The organism is Streptomyces sp. NPDC006798 (assembly GCF_040635975.1).
Lineage (GTDB): Bacteria > Actinomycetota > Actinomycetes > Streptomycetales > Streptomycetaceae > Streptomyces.
The window spans coordinates 1-15885 of the sequence record NZ_JBEYIS010000024.1 but is presented as its reverse complement, the minus strand read 5'-3'; the positions used below and the strand labels follow the sequence as shown (position 1 = coordinate 15885).

Annotated in this window: 14 protein-coding genes; 12 read left to right on the top strand and 2 right to left on the bottom strand. The window is 71.0% G+C overall.

Going from position 1 to position 15885, the window contains the following annotated elements; translation table 11 throughout:
- The first annotated feature begins 323 nt into the window (after positions 1-323).
- The 9 genes from ABZ714_RS18190 to ABZ714_RS18150 all read left to right on the top strand — a co-directional run bounded on the left by ABZ714_RS18190 (position 324) and on the right by ABZ714_RS18150 (position 11311).
- On the top strand, positions 324-1115 hold the full coding sequence (locus tag ABZ714_RS18190) for an enhanced serine sensitivity protein SseB C-terminal domain-containing protein (RefSeq protein WP_358826247.1): 792 nt from the start codon (positions 324-326) through the stop codon (positions 1113-1115).
- Positions 1116-1677: 562 nt separating this feature from the next.
- Positions 1678-2682 (top strand): ABC transporter permease, encoded by a 1005-nt coding sequence (locus ABZ714_RS18185; RefSeq protein ID WP_358826246.1) that lies wholly within the window; start codon positions 1678-1680, stop codon positions 2680-2682.
- A gap of 125 nt (positions 2683-2807) precedes the next feature.
- Positions 2808-4577, top strand: coding sequence for an ABC transporter substrate-binding protein (locus ABZ714_RS18180; protein WP_358826245.1), 1770 nt, complete (start codon positions 2808-2810; stop codon positions 4575-4577).
- Positions 4578-4747: 170 nt separating this feature from the next.
- Entirely contained in the window at positions 4748-5746 is a 999-nt protein-coding gene (locus ABZ714_RS18175; protein ID WP_358826244.1) for an ABC transporter permease, read from the top strand.
- Positions 5743-6858, top strand: coding sequence for an ABC transporter ATP-binding protein (locus ABZ714_RS18170; protein WP_358826243.1), 1116 nt, complete (start codon positions 5743-5745; stop codon positions 6856-6858). The genes ABZ714_RS18175 and ABZ714_RS18170 overlap by 4 nt, the downstream gene beginning before the upstream one ends.
- Positions 6855-8087: a dipeptide ABC transporter ATP-binding protein gene (locus tag ABZ714_RS18165; RefSeq protein ID WP_358826242.1), complete on the top strand. Its 1233-nt coding sequence runs from the start codon at positions 6855-6857 to the stop codon at positions 8085-8087. The genes ABZ714_RS18170 and ABZ714_RS18165 overlap by 4 nt, the downstream gene beginning before the upstream one ends.
- Positions 8088-8137: 50 nt before the next feature.
- Complete coding sequence (locus ABZ714_RS18160) at positions 8138-8797, top strand: trimeric intracellular cation channel family protein (RefSeq protein ID WP_358826241.1); 660 nt, start codon at positions 8138-8140, stop codon at positions 8795-8797.
- Between the two features lie 108 nt (positions 8798-8905).
- Positions 8906-9751, top strand: a complete 846-nt coding sequence (locus tag ABZ714_RS18155) for a thioesterase family protein (RefSeq protein WP_358826240.1) — start codon at positions 8906-8908, stop codon at positions 9749-9751.
- Between the two features lie 396 nt (positions 9752-10147).
- Positions 10148-11311 carry a cysteine desulfurase family protein gene (locus tag ABZ714_RS18150; RefSeq protein WP_358826239.1) on the top strand — a complete coding sequence of 388 codons (1164 nt, stop codon included), beginning with the start codon at positions 10148-10150 and terminating at the stop codon, positions 11309-11311.
- A gap of 115 nt (positions 11312-11426) precedes the next feature.
- Here the strand turns inward: ABZ714_RS18150 and ABZ714_RS18145 are convergent, their stop codons facing one another.
- On the bottom strand, positions 11427-12125 hold the full coding sequence (locus ABZ714_RS18145; RefSeq protein WP_358826238.1) for an N-acetylmuramoyl-L-alanine amidase: 699 nt from the start codon (positions 12123-12125) through the stop codon (positions 11427-11429).
- Between the two features lie 183 nt (positions 12126-12308).
- Here ABZ714_RS18145 and mnmA point away from each other — a divergent pair, with 183 nt between their 5' ends.
- Positions 12309-13433, top strand: a complete 1125-nt coding sequence (mnmA, locus tag ABZ714_RS18140) for a tRNA 2-thiouridine(34) synthase MnmA (protein WP_358826237.1) — start codon at positions 12309-12311, stop codon at positions 13431-13433.
- Positions 13434-13563: 130 nt separating this feature from the next.
- On the opposite strand, the gene ABZ714_RS18135 is transcribed toward mnmA, so the two are convergent.
- Positions 13564-14361, bottom strand: coding sequence for an alpha/beta fold hydrolase (locus ABZ714_RS18135; RefSeq protein ID WP_358826236.1), 798 nt, complete (start codon positions 14359-14361; stop codon positions 13564-13566).
- Between the two features lie 134 nt (positions 14362-14495).
- On the opposite strand from ABZ714_RS18135, the gene ABZ714_RS18130 reads away from it, so the two are divergent.
- A complete protein-coding gene (locus ABZ714_RS18130; protein ID WP_358826235.1) occupies positions 14496-15032 on the top strand; it encodes a TIGR00730 family Rossman fold protein in 537 nt (178 codons plus the stop codon).
- 79 nt (positions 15033-15111) lie between these two features.
- Positions 15112-15801 (top strand): SDR family oxidoreductase, encoded by a 690-nt coding sequence (locus ABZ714_RS18125; RefSeq protein WP_358826234.1) that lies wholly within the window; start codon positions 15112-15114, stop codon positions 15799-15801.
- Positions 15802-15885: the final 84 nt, after the last annotated feature.

Here is a 15885-nt window from a genome sequence, read left to right as displayed (position 1 = left end):
TTCCTCGCGGCCCGCGCGTTCTCCCTCCAGAACACGGCGCGCCCCTTCGGCTCACTCGCCCTCTCCGGCGCCAGGGCAAGGCGAGGCGGTCCGGGGCACACGGCTTGAGAAGGGGCTCTCGTCCTCGGGGCGCTCGGCTGGGGTCTCGTACTCCCGGGCGAGGGGCGAAAGGGCGTACCCGGTACCGGGGGCCTCGCGGGGCGGTCCGCGGCACCCCGGAGGAACGGCATCACCAAATGGAGGGGGGCGCCGTAAGCTGGGGGCGGTCTGGGTCGCGGGGCCCAGCGGCGGTTGACGGCTTGGACCGGAGGGGCGGAACAGTGGTGAGCGCGTCAGGCACGGCCGCGACCGGGCAGATCGAGCACCTGCTCCGCCAGGTCACCCCCGGGCGTTACGACGCCTACGAAGCACTCCTCGCCGCCCTCGCCGACCCCGCCGCAGGCCGGATCTGGCTACTGCTGTGGCACGGCCGCCCCGGCTCCCCCGAAGCCCAGTACGGCAATCTGGAGATCGACGGCTTCGGCTACGCGCCCGCCGTCACCTCCCCCCAGGAGCTGGCCGCCTCCGGCTGGAGCCGGGCCCACGAAACCACCACCGGCCTCGACATCGCCCGCGCCCTCTACCCCGACCGCTGGGGCATCTGGCTCAATCCGCACGCCCCCGGCGGCGGCGTCGGCATCCCCTGGACCGACCTGCGGCGGATCGCCACCGGACTCGACCGGATGCCCGCCGGCCCCCTGCGGCTCTCCGAACCCGCCGTAGAGATCCCCCAGTTCTACGCCCTCCTCTCCCGCAACGCCCACCACACCCCGGCCGTCCGCTCCCTCCGGCGCGCCTGGGTACAGCCCGCCCTCGGCGCGCCCTATCTCGCCATCGGCCTCGACCTCTACGACACCAGCCGCCCCTCCGTCGACGCGGTCCGCGCGATGATGCAGCAGTCCATCGCCGCCGTCCCCGACGGCCTCCCCGTCTCCACCGTCGCCCTCTCCGACGAGTACGACCCCGTCGGGATGTGGCTGCGGGCCAACGCCCGGCCCTTCTACGACCGCGACGCCCACGCCGCACCCGGCGCCCCGGCCGGCGGCTACGGCTACCCCCCGGCCCCCGGCCGCTGACCGGCCCGGCCCGCCGCCCTCACCCCCGGCTGACACTGAGCTGTCATCCGGCCCGGCCGCCCCACGCATCCCCTTCCACAGGGTGAGACCCGGTACCGGACGCCCCTCGACGGCCGAATGTCGTTGCCACACACCCCGGTCGTACGCGCTGTCGATTCCTCCGAAGGATTCCGGCCCGACTCGGCCCTGCCCCGCTGAATACGGGAGTTCTGCGCCTTTCCCGCCTTGGAATCGCAGGAATGAATCTGTTCGATAATCGGATACTGGCTCAACTCCTGTCGTTTCGCGAGGAGATGGGGCTCCGCTCAGCCCGGGTGAACGTCCGCATAACGGAATCCCTCTACACGCATCACGTTTGGGCAACCATTGCCCTGGAGGTCTGGCGGGTGATCGAGGGAGCGTTGAAGACTCCCGCTCCAGGGGGAAATTCGTCCCCGTGTGCCATCGGACCAAAACGTACGTCTCGTACCAACTGCTCCATGCGCACCAGATGTTGAGAACCAAGCCGCTACAGCGGCGGGTACGGGCCGGTCACCTCCGGCCGAGAGGGGTCCCCACCACGATGACGGCACCAGTGCACGACACGAGCGCGGACGCGGAGAAGACCGCGGCCGCCGATGTCGCGGCGGATGTAGTCAGGAAGTCGGTCGAAGGGCGGTCGCTGCGGCAGATCGCCTGGTCCCGGCTGAAGCGGGACAAGCTGGCGCTCTCGGGCGGCATCGTTGTCATCCTTCTCGTACTCGTGGCGGTCTTCGCGCCCGTCCTGGTGGACCTCTTCGGACACCCGCCGAACAAGTTCCACCAGGACAAGCTGGACCCGCTGTTCAACACCCCCAAGGGCGACTTCGGCGGCATCAGTTCCGAGCATCTGCTGGGCGTCGAGCCCAACACCGGCCGGGACGTCTTCAGCCGGGTCGTCTACGGTGCCCGGATCTCCCTGCTGGTGGCCTTCCTCGCCGCCGTGGTCGCCGTCATCCTCGGCACCCTCTTCGGCATCGTCGCCGGTTACTTCGGCGGCTGGGTCGACGCGGTGATCAGCCGGGTGATGGACATGCTGCTCTCCTTCCCGCAGCTGCTCTTCATCATCTCCCTGGTCGCGGTCCTCCCCAACGACCTCTTCGGACTGACCGGATCGAGCGTCAGAATCGCGATCCTGGTCTCGGTGATCGGCTTCTTCGGCTGGCCGTACGTCGGACGTATCGTGCGCGGCCAGACCCTCTCGCTGCGGGAGAAGGAGTACATCGAGGCCGCCCGCAGCCTGGGCGCGGGACGCCGGTACGTCCTCTTCAAGGAACTGCTGCCCAACCTGGTGGCGCCGATCACGGTCTACGCGACCCTGATGATCCCCACCAACATCCTCACCGAGGCCGCGCTCAGCTTCCTGGGGGCGGGCGTCCGCCCGCCGACCGCGTCCTGGGGGCAGATGCTCTCCACGGCGGTCAAGACCTACGAGTCCGATCCGACCTTCATGGTGATCCCCGGACTGGCGATCTTCATCACGGTGCTGGCCTTCAACCTCTTCGGCGACGGCGTGCGGGACGCGCTCGACCCCAAGGGCACCCGGTGAGCGCCCCCGGCGGCCCCGCCCGGCCGCAGACAACTGAACGTGCCCCTGCCAGACCTGTCAGGCGGCTTCCCGATGGTTTCCCGGCGTCGAGCAGGGACCGCGCTACCCCGGAGGTTGCAGTAACCATGACTCCCCAACGTTCGTCGAGGCCGGGGCGGATCGCCGTGGCGGCCCTCGTCGTCGCAGCCCTCACGGCCACCGCGGCGTGTGGTGGCGGTGGCGACGACGACAAGGCCGGCAAGGGCGCGGGCTTCAACGCCGGTGCCACGGGCATCGCGAACCCGTCCACCAAGGCGGGCGGCACGCTGAAGTTCATCGGCAAGCAGGACCTGGACTCGGCCGACCCGCAGCGCCAGTACTACGGCATGGCCTGGGACTTCTCCCGGTTCTACTCCCGTCAGCTGGTCACCTACGCCACCAAGCCGGGCGCCGCGGGCGCCGAGCTGGTGCCGGACCTGGCCAAGGAGAAGGCCGTCATCACCAATGACGGCAAGACCTACACGTACAAGCTCCGGGACGGGATCACCTGGGAGGACGGCTCCCCGATCACGTCCAAGGACATCAAGTACGGCATCCAGCGCGTCTGGGCCGCGGACGTCCTCCCGGGCGGCCCGCAGTACCTGCGCCAGGTGCTCGACCCCACCGGCACGTACAAGGGTCCGTACAAGGACACCACCCCGGACAAGCTGGGTCTGAAGGCGATCCTGACCCCGGACGACAAGACGATCGTCTTCAACCTGCCGAAGGCCAACGGAGACTTCGAGCAGATGCTGGCGATGCCCGCCGGTTCTCCGGTGAAGAAGGAGAAGGACACGGCCGCCAAGTACCAGCTGAAGCCGTTCTCCTCCGGCCCGTACAAGTTCGAGAAGTACGAGCCCAAGAAGAGCATCAGCCTGGTCCGCAACGACAAGTGGCAGAAGGCGTCGGACCCGATCCGCCCGGCGCTGCCGGACAAGATCACGGTCACCATCAACTCCAACATCGAGGCGATCGACGAGCTGCTCATCAAGGGCGAGTACGACCTCGACCTGAACGCCACCGGGATGGGCCAGGCGGGCCGTACCAAGGCGCTCAAGGAGCACAAGGAGAACGTCGACAACATGCAGACGAGCTTCGTCCGCTATGTCGACATCGTCTCGACCCTGGCGCCGTTCAACAACGTCGAGTGCCGCAAGGCGGTCATCTACGCGACCGACTTCGCCTCGATCCAGCAGGTCCGCGGCGGCCCGCAGGCCGGTGGCGACATCGCCCCGAACATGCTGCCCAAGGACGTCAAGGGCTCCGACGACTACGACCCGTACGGCGTCCTCGCCCGCAAGGGCAAGCCGGACACCGCCAAGGCGAAGGCGGCCCTCCAGGCGTGCGGCAAGCCGAACGGCTTCTCCACCAACATCAGCGCCCGCAGCAACAACCCGGGTGAGGTCCAGGCCGCCGAGGCGCTCCAGCAGTCGCTGGCCGCCGTCGGCATCAAGACCCAGGTCGACCCGATCGACGGCGCCGAGTCGTCGAGCATCACCGGCTCGCCCGCGGTCGTCAAGCAGCGCAACCTGGGTCTGATCATGACCGGCTGGGGCCCCGACTTCCCGACCGGCCAGGGCTTCTCGCAGCCGATCATCGACGGTCGCTTCATCGCGGACAACGCGAACTACAACATGTCGATGACGAATGACCCGAAGATCAACAAGCTCTTCGACCAGGCGCTGCTGGAGACCGACCCCAACAAGGCCGGTGAGATCTACAAGCAGATGAACCACGCCGTCTCGGACCTCGCCGTCCAGATGCCGCTCGTCTACGAGAAGAACATCACCTGGCGCAGCTCGCGACTGACCAACGCCTACTCCACGGCGGCGTACAGCGGTCGCTACGACTACGTCACCCTGGGCGTCGTCAAGTAGTCCTCCGCTCAACGAGGATCCCGGTGGTGACCCGCTGCCCCAGGCGCGGGTCACCACCGGCACCACCCCACCAACGCCCAACCCGCCAGTCCCGAAGGGCAGGTGATGGCCTCGGGCGGCGGCCCCCGAACCCGTAACCCGGGCTCGGTGCCGCCGCCGGGCCGCGCACAGTGCTTGCTTATGTCATCCGGCGATTGTTCGCCGTCGCCATGATGCTGATGGTCGTCACCCTGACGACCTTCGTCATCTTCTTCGTGCTCCCCAAGTGGGCCGGTTCCGATCCGGCGTACCTCTTCGCCGGGAAGCAGGCCGACCCCGTCGCCATCGAGGGCATCCGGAAGAAGCTGGGTCTCGCCGATCCGGTACTGGTGCAGTTCTGGAACTTCGTCCAGGGCATCTTCGCCGGCCGGGAGTACGCCAACGGCACCGATGTGACCAAGTGCCCTGCCCCCTGCTTCGGCTACTCCTTCCGTACCGAGCAGGCGGTCTGGCCGCAGCTCACCGAGGCCATCCCGGTCACCCTCGCGCTCGCGGGCGGCGCCTGTCTGCTCTGGGTCGTCGGCGGAGTCTCCGCCGGAGTCGTCTCGGCCCTGCGCCGGGGCACCCTCTGGGACCGGGCCGCGATGACCGTCGCCCTGGCGGGCGTCTCCCTCCCCATCTACTTCACCGGTCTGATCTCCCTCGCGGTCTTCAGCTGGCAGCTCGACTGGGTCAGCGGCGAGTTCGCGGCCCTCGGCGACGACCCCGCGCAGTGGTTCCAGAGCCTGATCCTGCCCTGGATCACCCTGGCCTTCCTCTACGCCGCGATGTACGCCCGGCTCACCCGCGCCACCATGCTGGAGATCATGGGCGAGGACTACATCCGTACCGCCCGGGCCAAGGGGCTCACCGAGCGGGTCGTCATCGGACGGCACGCCATGCGCTCCACCTGGACCCCCGTCCTCACCCTGCTCGGACTCGACCTCGGCGCGCTGCTCGGCGGCGCCGTCCTCACCGAGTCCACCTACAACCTGCCGGGCCTCGGCAAGCTCGCCATCGAGTCGATCAACTCCAAGGACCTTCCGCTGATCCTCGGTGTCACCCTCTTCGCCGCCCTGTTCATCTGTGTCGCGAACCTCGTCGTGGACATGCTGTATGCCGTCGTCGACCCGCGTGTGAGGATCGGATGACCGAGTCGAAGAAGTCCGGGGGGAACTCCCCGGCCCTCGCCCCCGGTGAGGTCGCCCGGGCCGGAGCCCCCGCGCCCGAGGCGTTCCTGGAGGTCCGCGACCTCAAGGTGCACTTCCCCACCGACGACGGCCTGGTCAAGTCCGTGGACGGGCTGAGCTTCCAGCTGGAGAAGGGCAAGACCCTCGGTATCGTCGGCGAGTCCGGCTCCGGTAAGTCCGTCACGTCCCTGGGCATCATGGGCCTGCACACCGCGGGCCAGCACGGCCGCGGCCGGGCCCGGATATCCGGCGAGATCTGGCTGGACGGCCAGGAACTCCTCGGCGCCGACCCCGACGAGGTACGGAAGCTCCGCGGCCGCCGGATGTCGATGATCTTCCAGGATCCGCTGTCCGCGCTGCACCCGTACTACACCATCGGCAAGCAGATCGTGGAGGCGTACCGGGTCCACCACGACGTCGACAAGAAGGCCGCCCGCACCCGGGCGATCGAGATGCTCGACCGGGTCGGCATCCCCCAGCCCGACAAGCGGGTCGACAGCTATCCGCACGAGTTCTCCGGCGGGATGCGCCAGCGCGCGATGATCGCGATGTCGCTGGTCAACAACCCCGAACTGCTGATCGCCGACGAGCCCACCACGGCCCTCGACGTCACCGTCCAGGCCCAGATCCTCGATCTGATGCGGGACCTCCAGAAGGAGTTCGGCTCCGCGGTCATCATCATCACCCACGACCTGGGCGTCGTCGCCGAACTCGCCGACGACATCCTGGTGATGTACGGCGGCCGGTGCGTCGAGCGCGGCCCGGCCGAAGAGGTCTTCTACGAGCCCCAGCACCCCTACACCTGGGGTCTGCTCGGCTCGATGCCCCGGATCGACCGCGACCAGACCGAACGGCTCATCCCGGTCAAGGGCTCCCCGCCCAGCCTGATCAACATCCCCGACGGCTGCGCCTTCCACCCGCGGTGCCCGTACGCCGATGTGCCCAAGGACAATGTGACGCGCACCGTCCGCCCCGATCTCCAGCAGGTGGGCGGCCGGCACTTCTCCGCCTGCCATATGGCGAAGGACGAGCGGACGCGGATCTGGACCGAAGAGATTGCGCCCAAGCTGTGAGTGACAACGTGAAGATTCCCCGGCAGGCCGAAGGGTCCGGTACGGACACCGGGCCCGAGCCGCTGCTCAAAGTCGAGGGCCTGGTCAAGCACTTCCCGATCCGCAAGGGGCTGCTGCGCCGCCAGACCGGGGCCGTCCAGGCGGTCGACGGGCTCAGCTTCGACGTCCGTCCGGGCGAGACGCTGGGCGTGGTCGGCGAGTCGGGGTGCGGCAAGTCGACCATGGGACGGCTGATCACCCGGCTGCTGGAGCCGACCGGCGGGCGGATCGAGTTCGAGGGCCATGACATCACCCATCTGGGCGTCGGCGGGATGCGGCCGCTCCGCCGCGACATCCAGATGATCTTCCAGGACCCGTACTCGTCGCTGAATCCCCGGCACACCATCGGCACCATCGTCTCGGCGCCCTTCAAGCTCCAGGGCATCGAGCCGGAGGGCGGGGTGAAGAAGGAGGTCCAGCGGCTGCTGGGGCTGGTGGGTCTCAACCCCGAGCACTACAACCGCTATCCGCACGAGTTCTCCGGCGGCCAGCGGCAGCGGATCGGGATCGCCCGGGCGCTGGCGCTCAAGCCGAAGCTGGTCGTCGCGGACGAGCCGGTCTCGGCGCTGGACGTGTCGATCCAGGCCCAGGTGGTCAATCTGCTGGACGACCTCCAGGACGAGCTGGGGCTGACCTATGTGATCATCGCCCACGATCTGTCGGTGATCCGCCATGTCTCGGACCGGATCGCGGTGATGTACCTCGGCAAGATCGTCGAGCTGGCCGACCGCAAGTCGCTCTACGAGTCGCCGATGCACCCCTACACCAAGGCGCTGATGTCGGCCGTACCCGTGCCGGACCCCCGGCGGCGGGGCGCCAAGAGCGAGCGGATCCTGCTCAAGGGCGATGTCCCCTCGCCGATCTCGCCCCCGGCGGGCTGCCGGTTCCACACCCGGTGCTGGAAGGCGACGGAGCTCTGCAAGACCGAGGAGCCGCCGCTGATCGAGCTGCGGCCGGGCCAGCAGGTGGCCTGCCACCACCCGGAGAACGCGGCGGACCAGGCGCCCGGCGACACCGTTCTGGCCTCGGCGCGGGAGGCGGTGGAGGTGGTGTCCGCCACACCGAAGGCGGTGGAGACCCCCGAGGAGCCGTCCGGTGATCCGGTCGCCGACCAGGCCGGTGACCCGGTCGGAGCCGGGCCGGACCGGGACCCGGAGCCGGACCCGAAGCCGGAGGACCCCGGGAAGTAGTCCCCGGCGGTGCGACGGCGGCACCGCCGGACGGACGGCACAATCGTCCGGTGCTCCAAGAACTGTTCACGCCCTCCGTCCAGCATGCGCTCGACCTCGCCGGAATCTTCGTCTTCGCGATCTCCGGCGCCCTGCTCGCCGTCCGGAAGAACTTCGACGTCTTCGGGATGGCGGTACTCGCCGAGGTCACGGCGCTGGGCGGGGGGCTGCTGCGTGATCTGATCATCGGGGCCGTCCCCCCGGCCGCCTTCACCGACCTCGGCTACTTTCTGATGCCCCTGGTCGCCACGGCCCTGGTCTTCTTCCTCCATCCCGTGGTCGAACGGATCCAGAACGGGGTCAATGTCTTCGACGCGGCCGGTCTGGGCCTGTTCTGCGTCACCGGCACCACCAAGGCATACGAATACGGGCTCGGCCTGACCTCCTCGGCGGTGCTCGGGGTGGCCACGGCGGCGGGCGGCGGCGTACTGCGGGACGTCCTGGCGAACGAGGTGCCGTCCCTGCTCCGCTGGGACCGGGACCTCTACGCCGTCCCCGCCATCGTGGGGGCGACGATGATCGCGCTCTTCATCCGCTTCGACACCCTCAACGCCTTCACCAGCGGACTCGCCGCCCTGACCGCCTTCACCCTGCGGCTGCTGGCGATGCGCTTCCACTGGCGGGCCCCGCGCGCCTGGAACCGCCGCTCCACGGCGACGGAAGGCGTCTGAACCGGCCCGGGGCCTCCCGGCCCGGCCCCGTGATGGCTCGTGAGCGCCGGTGATCCCTGCGAACCCGGAAAGCTACCGCTTAGTATTCGACTGGGGTACGGTGCGTCCATGGCAATGGCAGCTCAGGCATCCATAGGCAACAGCGAGTTCGACCGCGATACCGCCGTCGTCCCCCGGGGCTCCGGTGTCTACGACACCCACCTCTCGCCCGGCTGGACCATCCTGCACGCCGTCAACGGCGGCTATCTGCTGGGCACGGTCGGCCGCGCCCTCGGGGACGCGCTGCCGCACCCCGATCCCTTCACCCTCTCCGGCCACTTCGTCAGCGCCTGCACCCCCGGCCCGGCGGTGATCCGTACCCAGACCGTCCGCACCGGCCGTACCCTCTCCACGGGACAGGCTTCGCTCTACCAGATCGACGAGGACGGCCGGGAGGTCGAACGCATCCGGGTACTCGCCACCTACGGCGAGCTGGACGCCCTCACCGACGAGGTCCGTACCTCCGCCACCCCGCCCGCCGTGCCGCCGTACGAGCGGTGCGTGGGCCCCGCCGACGCCCCCGGCCTCGATCTCGCCAGGACCTGGGCGATCCTCGGCCGGCTGAACATCAGGCTGGACCCCGACACCGTCGGCTGGGCGCTCGGCGCCCCCTCCGGCAAGGGCGAGGTCCGGGGCTGGTTCACGCTCGCCGACGGCCGGGACGCGGACCCCCTCTCCCTGCTGATGACCGTGGACTGCTTCCCGCCCACCTCCTTCGACCTGGGACTCAAGGGCTGGACCCCGACCGTCGAACTCACGGCCCACATCCGCTGCCGCCCGGCCCCCGGGCCGCTGCGGGTCGCGATCGCCACCCGCAATCTCGCGGGCGGCTTCCTGGAGGAGGACGCCGAGATCTGGGACAGCCGGGACCGGCTGGTCGCCCAGTCCCGGCAGCTCGCCAAAGTGCCCCGCTGACAGCCGATCACCTCCCCTCGGTCCTGCCCCGCTGTCGTGCCGTCCGCCGTGCCGTCCCTCCGGCCCGGGGCATGCCGCTGCCGCCCGAACCCGGCCCGGGCCGGAGGCCCGGGCCAAGGGCCTGGCCCGTTCCGGTGCCCCGCCCGGAGGCACCGCGCCCGGTTCCCCGGGCCGGTGCGTGGGTCCCGGCCGCCGCGGTTCGGCCCGGGGCCCCGGGCCGAACCGCCGCGTACCGCCGCCGCCGTGAGCGGGCGCCACGGGGCCGGGTGAGCGCCGCCGCCCGCCCGTCCGGCCACCGTTCACCGCCCGGCCGACCGAACCGGGAGCCGTGCCGCCCCGTGTACTTCTACGCGCCGCCGATGCACCCCCTCTCCGCCTCGTAGAATCGAGGCCACCATGGCCTACCTCGACCACGCCGCGACCACTCCGATGCTCCCGGAGGCGGTCGAGGCGATGACCGCCCAGCTCACCGCGTTCGGCAACGCTTCGGCGCTCCACGCCGCCGGGCGCCGGGCCCGCCGTACCGTCGAGGAGGCGCGCGAGACCCTCGCCGACGCCCTCGGCGGCCGCCCCAGTGAGGTGGTGTTCACCTCGGGCGGCACCGAGGCGGACAACCTCGCCGTCAAGGGCCTCTACTGGCAGCGCCGCGACGCCGACCCCCGGCGGACCCGGGTCCTGGCCAGCCCCGTCGAACACCATGCCGTGCTCGACGCCGTGGAGTGGCTGGGCGAGCACGAGGGCGCCACCGTGGAGTACCTGCCCGTCGACGCCTACGGACGGGTCCACCCCGATGCCCTGCGCGAGGCCGTGGAACGCGACCCCGACGACATCGCCCTCGCCACCGTCATGTGGGCCAACAACGAGATCGGTACCGTGATGCCGGTCGCCGCACTCGCCGCCGTCGCCCGGGAGTACGGCATCCCGATGCACGCCGACGCCGTACAGGCATTCGGTCAGCTCGATGTGGACTTCGCCGCGTCCGGGCTCGCGGCCATGACGGTCTCCGGTCACAAGATCGGCGGGCCGTACGGTATCGGCGCGCTCCTCCTGGGCCGGGACTACTCCCCGGTTCCGGTCCTGCACGGTGGTGGCCAGGAGCGGCATGTGCGCTCCGGCACCCTGGACGTTCCCGCCATCGCCTCCTTCGCGGTAGCCGGACGGCTGGCCGCCGAACGCCGCCGGCAGTTCGCCCGGGAGATCGGCTCCCTCCGGGACCAGCTCGTCCGCGCCGTACTCGACACGGTGCCGGACGCGGTCCTCGGCGGCGACCCCGAGGACCGGCTCCCGGCCAACGCGCATTTCTCCTTTCCCGGCTGCGAGGGCGACTCGCTGCTCCTGCTCCTGGACGCACAGGGCATCGAGTGCTCCACGGGGTCGGCCTGCACCGCCGGGGTCGCCCAGCCCAGCCATGTCCTCCTCGCCACCGGCACCGACCCGGACCTGGCGCGAGGGACCCTCCGCTTCACCCTCGGTCACACCTCCACCACGGCGGACGTGGAAGCGGTCGCGAAGGCGATCGGCCCGGCGGTCGACCGGGCCCGGACAGCGGGTCTGAGCTGAGTCTGCCCCGCCCGGCGGTCGCGCACAGCCCTCTGGCGACACCACGCCACAACAGGAACAGGAACCCCCGGTACCGCCCGCTCCGGAGCCCTCGGGCACCGGAGCGCGGCCGGGGTCAGGTCCGGGCCGTCGTCACCCGCCGCGCCTCGGGCAGCGCATCCCGCACCAGCCGCAGATAGCGGTCCCAGTCCCAGTGCGGCCCGGGGTCGGTGTGGTCGGTCCCCGGAACCTCCACATGCCCGATGATGTGCTCCCGGTCGGCGGGCAGCCCGTACCGTACGCAGATCCCGGCCGTCAGCCGGGCCGATCCCGCGTACATCGCGTCCGTGAAGTCCTGCGGCCGGTGTACGAAGCCCTCGTGCTCGATCCCCACGCTGCGCTCATTGAAAGAACGATTCCCCGCGTGGAAGGCCACATCCAGCTCACGGATCATCTGCGCCACATGACCGTCCTTGCGCACCACGTAGTGCGTGGCCGCCCCGTGCCCCGGGTCCTTGAACACCCGCAGCGCCGTCGGGAAGCTCCCCTGCACCACATGGATGATCACCCGGTCGATCCGGTAGTCGGCCGGGCGGTCGGCCAGCCGCCAGTTCGCCCGGGACGCCGCGGTCCACTGCGCGCCTGTGTGATCCAGCTCACCTTCCTTGCGCGGCTTCGACACCCCGGGCAGCCGCCACCACATGTCGCTCAGCTCGTCGCGGGCCAGCAGCCCGCCGCCCACCAGTGCCGCGGCGCCGCCGATCAGCAGACCGCGGCGGCCGACCCGGGGCCGGGCCCGGCCGCCCCCGCCCCCGCTCACAGCGCCCTCGCCCACGGCGTCGCCACCCGTGTCCCCACCCGTTTCCCCGTCTGTGTTCCCGTCCGCGGCGCCCGGCCCGGGCCGTGCCCCGGCCCCGCCGTCCGGGCCTGCCTTCACCGGCTCCGATTCGTGTCCCATATCCCCTACGACGCATACTCGCGAGCTCTCGTTTCACGAGGACCGTACTCTGGTAGGGCTATGACTCAGACGACTCCCCAGCGCCCGCTCCGCGTACTCGCCGCCATGTCCGGGGGCGTGGACTCCGCCGTCGCCGCCGCCCGGGCCGTCGAGGCGGGGCACGACGTCACCGGTGTGCACCTCGCGCTCTCCGCGAATCCGCAGTCCTTCCGTACCGGGGCCCGCGGCTGCTGCACCATCGAGGACTCGCGCGACGCCCGCCGTGCCGCCGATGTGATCGGAATCCCGTTCTACGTCTGGGACCTCGCCGAACGCTTCCGCGAGGACGTGGTCGAGGACTTCATCGCGGAGTACGAGGCCGGACGCACCCCCAACCCCTGTCTGCGCTGCAACGAGAAGATCAAGTTCGCGGCGCTGCTGGACAAGGCGCTCGCCCTCGGCTTCGACGCCGTGTGCACCGGCCACTACGCGACCGTCGTCCACACCGAGGACGGCCGCCGCGAACTGCACCGCGCCAGCGACGAGGCCAAGGACCAGTCGTACGTCCTCGGCGTCCTCGACGAGCGCCAGCTCGCCCACGCGCTCTTCCCCCTCGGCGACACCCTCACCACCAAGGGCGAGATCCGGGCCGAGGCCGAGCGCCGGGGCCTCGCCGTGGCGAAGAAGCCGGACAGCCACGACATCTGCTTCATCGCGGACGGCGACACCCAGGGCTTCCTCGCCTCCCGGCTGGGGCGGGCGGAGGGCGACATCGTCGACGAGGCCGGTACGACGATCGGTTCGCACGACGGTGCCTACGGCTTCACCATCGGTCAGCGCAAGGGCCTGCGGATCGGCCATCCGGCGCCCGACGGCAAGCCGCGGTACGTCCTCGACATCTCGCCGGTGAACAACACCGTCACCGTCGGTCCCGCCGAGGCCCTGGACGTCACCGGGCTGACCGCGATCCGCCCCCGCTGGTGCGGAGCCGCGCCGCAGGGCCCGGGGACGTACACGGCCCAGCTGCGGGCCCACGGCGGCGAGACCCCGGTGACGGCGGTCCCCGACGGCGACGAACTGAGGGTCGTCTTCGACCGGCCGGTCCGGGGTGTCGCTCCCGGCCAGGCGATCGTGCTGTACGACGGCACCCGCGTCGTCGGCTCGGCGACGATCTCCGCCACCCGGCGGGCCGCCGCCGCCGTCTGACCCGTACGCCCGGTCCCGTACGCCTGCCGGAACCCCGGAACCCCGGAACCCCGGAACCGCGCGGTGCCGTTCCGCGCCGCGCGGTCCCGGTTCCGGCCGGGCGGCCGGAGCGCCGGGCCCAGGCGGTGGCTCAGACGGCGAAGAACGTCTCCAGGACGGGCGCCAGTACATAAGGCGAAGCGTCGTGGGTCTGCCCCGTCAGGGTCCGGTGCCTGCCACGCGGCAGCGCCTCGGCCACCAGCCGCGCCGTCTCCCGCACCGCCGGGGGACTGGCCCCGCCGTCCGTGACCATCACCCGTACCGGCACCTCGTGCAGCAGGCACAGCGGTACGGAGCCGTCGCCGAGGACCGCGTAGTCGTACGGCAGGGTGTGCGCGACGGCCGCCAGCTCCGCCCACACCGGCGCCTCCCGCATCCGCGCCACCAACTCGTCCGCCGTCCCGATCAGCCCCAGGAAGAGCGCCAGCGCGTCCCCGGTCCGCCCCTCGGCCAGCAGCGCGCGGGTGCGGGCCACATGGTCGCCCGGCGGGCGTCCGGGCCGTACCGCAGGGTCGAACGGGGGCTCGTACACGGACAGATGCGTGACGGGCAGCCCGGCCGCCGCGGCGCGCAGCGCCAGTACGCCCCCCGACGACGTGCCGTGGACCCGGGCGCCGCCGCCCGCCTCCTCGATCACGGCCGCCAGATCCTCGATCTCCCGCTCCACCGCGTAGCCGCCGGGGTCCCCGCTGCCGCCCCGGCCCCGCCGGTCGTAGGTGAGGACGGTGAACCGGGCCGCGAGCAGATCGGCGAGCGGTCCGTCGCTCGCCGCCGTGCCCAGCGCGCCGCCCACCAGTACTACCGGGGGCCCGTCGCCCCGCCGCTCGTACGCGAGAGGTGTCCCGTCCGCCGACCGCGTCCGGTCCAGCGTGCGGATCGTCTTGTCCATGTGGGTGCTGACCGGGCGGCGGCGCCCGACTCATCGCTCCCGGCCGAGATTTCTCGGATCCGGTCTCCGCGCGGGTACGGAGCCGGTTCCGTACGGGGTCCGGCGGCCGTGTCCGGGTCCCGTACGGTGACGCCATGAGAATCTGCGTCTTCCTCTCCGCGGCCGATCTCGACGAGCGCTACACGGGCCCGGCCCGCGAGTTCGCCGAACTGCTCGGCAAGGGCGGCCACACCCTGGTGTGGGGCGGTTCGGAGAGCGGTCTGATGAAGGTCGTCGCGGACGGGGTGGCGGAGACCGGCGGGCGTCTCGTGGGTGTCTCGGTCGACTTCCTGGCCGCGTCCGCCCGGGTCGGCGCCGACGAGATGGTGATCGCCCGGGATCTCGCCGAGCGGAAGGCCCTGTTGCTGGCGAAGTCCGACGCCGTGGTCGTGATGGTGGGCGGAACCGGAACGCTGGACGAGGCGACGGAGATTCTGGAGCTGAAGAAGCACGGGCGGCAGAACAAGCCGGTGGTCCTGCTGAACACGGCGGGCTTCTACGACGGACTGAAGACCCAGTTCCGGCGGATGGAGGCGGAAGGCTTCCTTCCGGTGCCGCTGGCCGAGCTGGTCTTCTTCGCCGAGGAGCCGGTCTCCGCCCTCGCGTATCTGGAGGACGCGCTCGCCGGCTGACCCCGGCCCCGGCCCCCGGCCGGGACCCGCCGATGAACCCGCTGGCCGCGCGCTCCGGCCGGATGCGAGCATGACCCCCATGAGCACGCATCTGATCACCGGCGCCGGTTCGGGCATCGGCGCCGCCGTCGCCCGCCGCCTCCACGAGCGCGGCGACGACCTCGTCGTCCTGGCCCGTGACGCGGGCCGGGCAAAAGAGGTCGCGGCGCGCTATCCGGGCGCCCGTACCCTGGTGGCCGATCTGGCCGACCCCGACAAGATCTCCTGGGCGTTCTCGCACCAGTCGGTGCCCGACCGGATCGACACCCTGCTGCACATCGCGGGCGTCGTCGACCTCGGCCCCGTCGGCGAGCTCACGCCCAAGGCGTGGCACCACCAGCTGAACACCAATCTGATCGCCCCGGCCGAACTGACCCGGCTGCTCCTGCCCCAGCTGCGGATCACCCAGGGCCAGGTCCTCTTCGTCAACTCGGGAGCCGGCCTCAGCGCCAGTCCCGAGTGGAGCGCGTACGCCGCCTCCAAGCACGGCCTCAAGGCCCTCGCCGACTCGCTCCGCGCCGAGGAGCAGGGCAACGGGATCCGGGTGACGACCGTCTACCCGGGGCGGACGGCCAGCCCGATGCAGGCCAAGGTGCACGCCCAGGAGGGCCGGGAGTACGACCCCGGGCGCTGGATCGACCCCGAGTCGGTCGCCACCGCGATCCTGACCGCGATCGATCTGCCGCGCGACGCCGCGATGAACGACGTGACGGTACGGCCGGGACGCTGAGCCCGGCCCGGCGTCCCGGCCACCCGGCGAAGATACAGACTACGGAGCCACTATGGCGACTCTCCCTCTTGCTGCTGCTGTTCA

Coding starts and splice junctions, on each gene's coding strand:
- ABZ714_RS18130 (WP_358826235.1), top strand. CDS start 14,496: ATGAGAATCTGCGTCTTCCTCTCCGCGGCCGATCTCGACGAGCGCTAC.
- ABZ714_RS18155 (WP_358826240.1), top strand. CDS start 8,906: ATGGCAATGGCAGCTCAGGCATCCATAGGCAACAGCGAGTTCGACCGC.
- ABZ714_RS18150 (WP_358826239.1), top strand. CDS start 10,148: ATGGCCTACCTCGACCACGCCGCGACCACTCCGATGCTCCCGGAGGCG.
- ABZ714_RS18170 (WP_358826243.1), top strand. CDS start 5,743: ATGACCGAGTCGAAGAAGTCCGGGGGGAACTCCCCGGCCCTCGCCCCC.
- mnmA (WP_358826237.1), top strand. CDS start 12,309: ATGACTCAGACGACTCCCCAGCGCCCGCTCCGCGTACTCGCCGCCATG.
- ABZ714_RS18125 (WP_358826234.1), top strand. CDS start 15,112: ATGAGCACGCATCTGATCACCGGCGCCGGTTCGGGCATCGGCGCCGCC.
- ABZ714_RS18180 (WP_358826245.1), top strand. CDS start 2,808: ATGACTCCCCAACGTTCGTCGAGGCCGGGGCGGATCGCCGTGGCGGCC.
- ABZ714_RS18185 (WP_358826246.1), top strand. CDS start 1,678: ATGACGGCACCAGTGCACGACACGAGCGCGGACGCGGAGAAGACCGCG.
- ABZ714_RS18135 (WP_358826236.1), bottom strand. CDS start 14,361: ATGGACAAGACGATCCGCACGCTGGACCGGACGCGGTCGGCGGACGGG.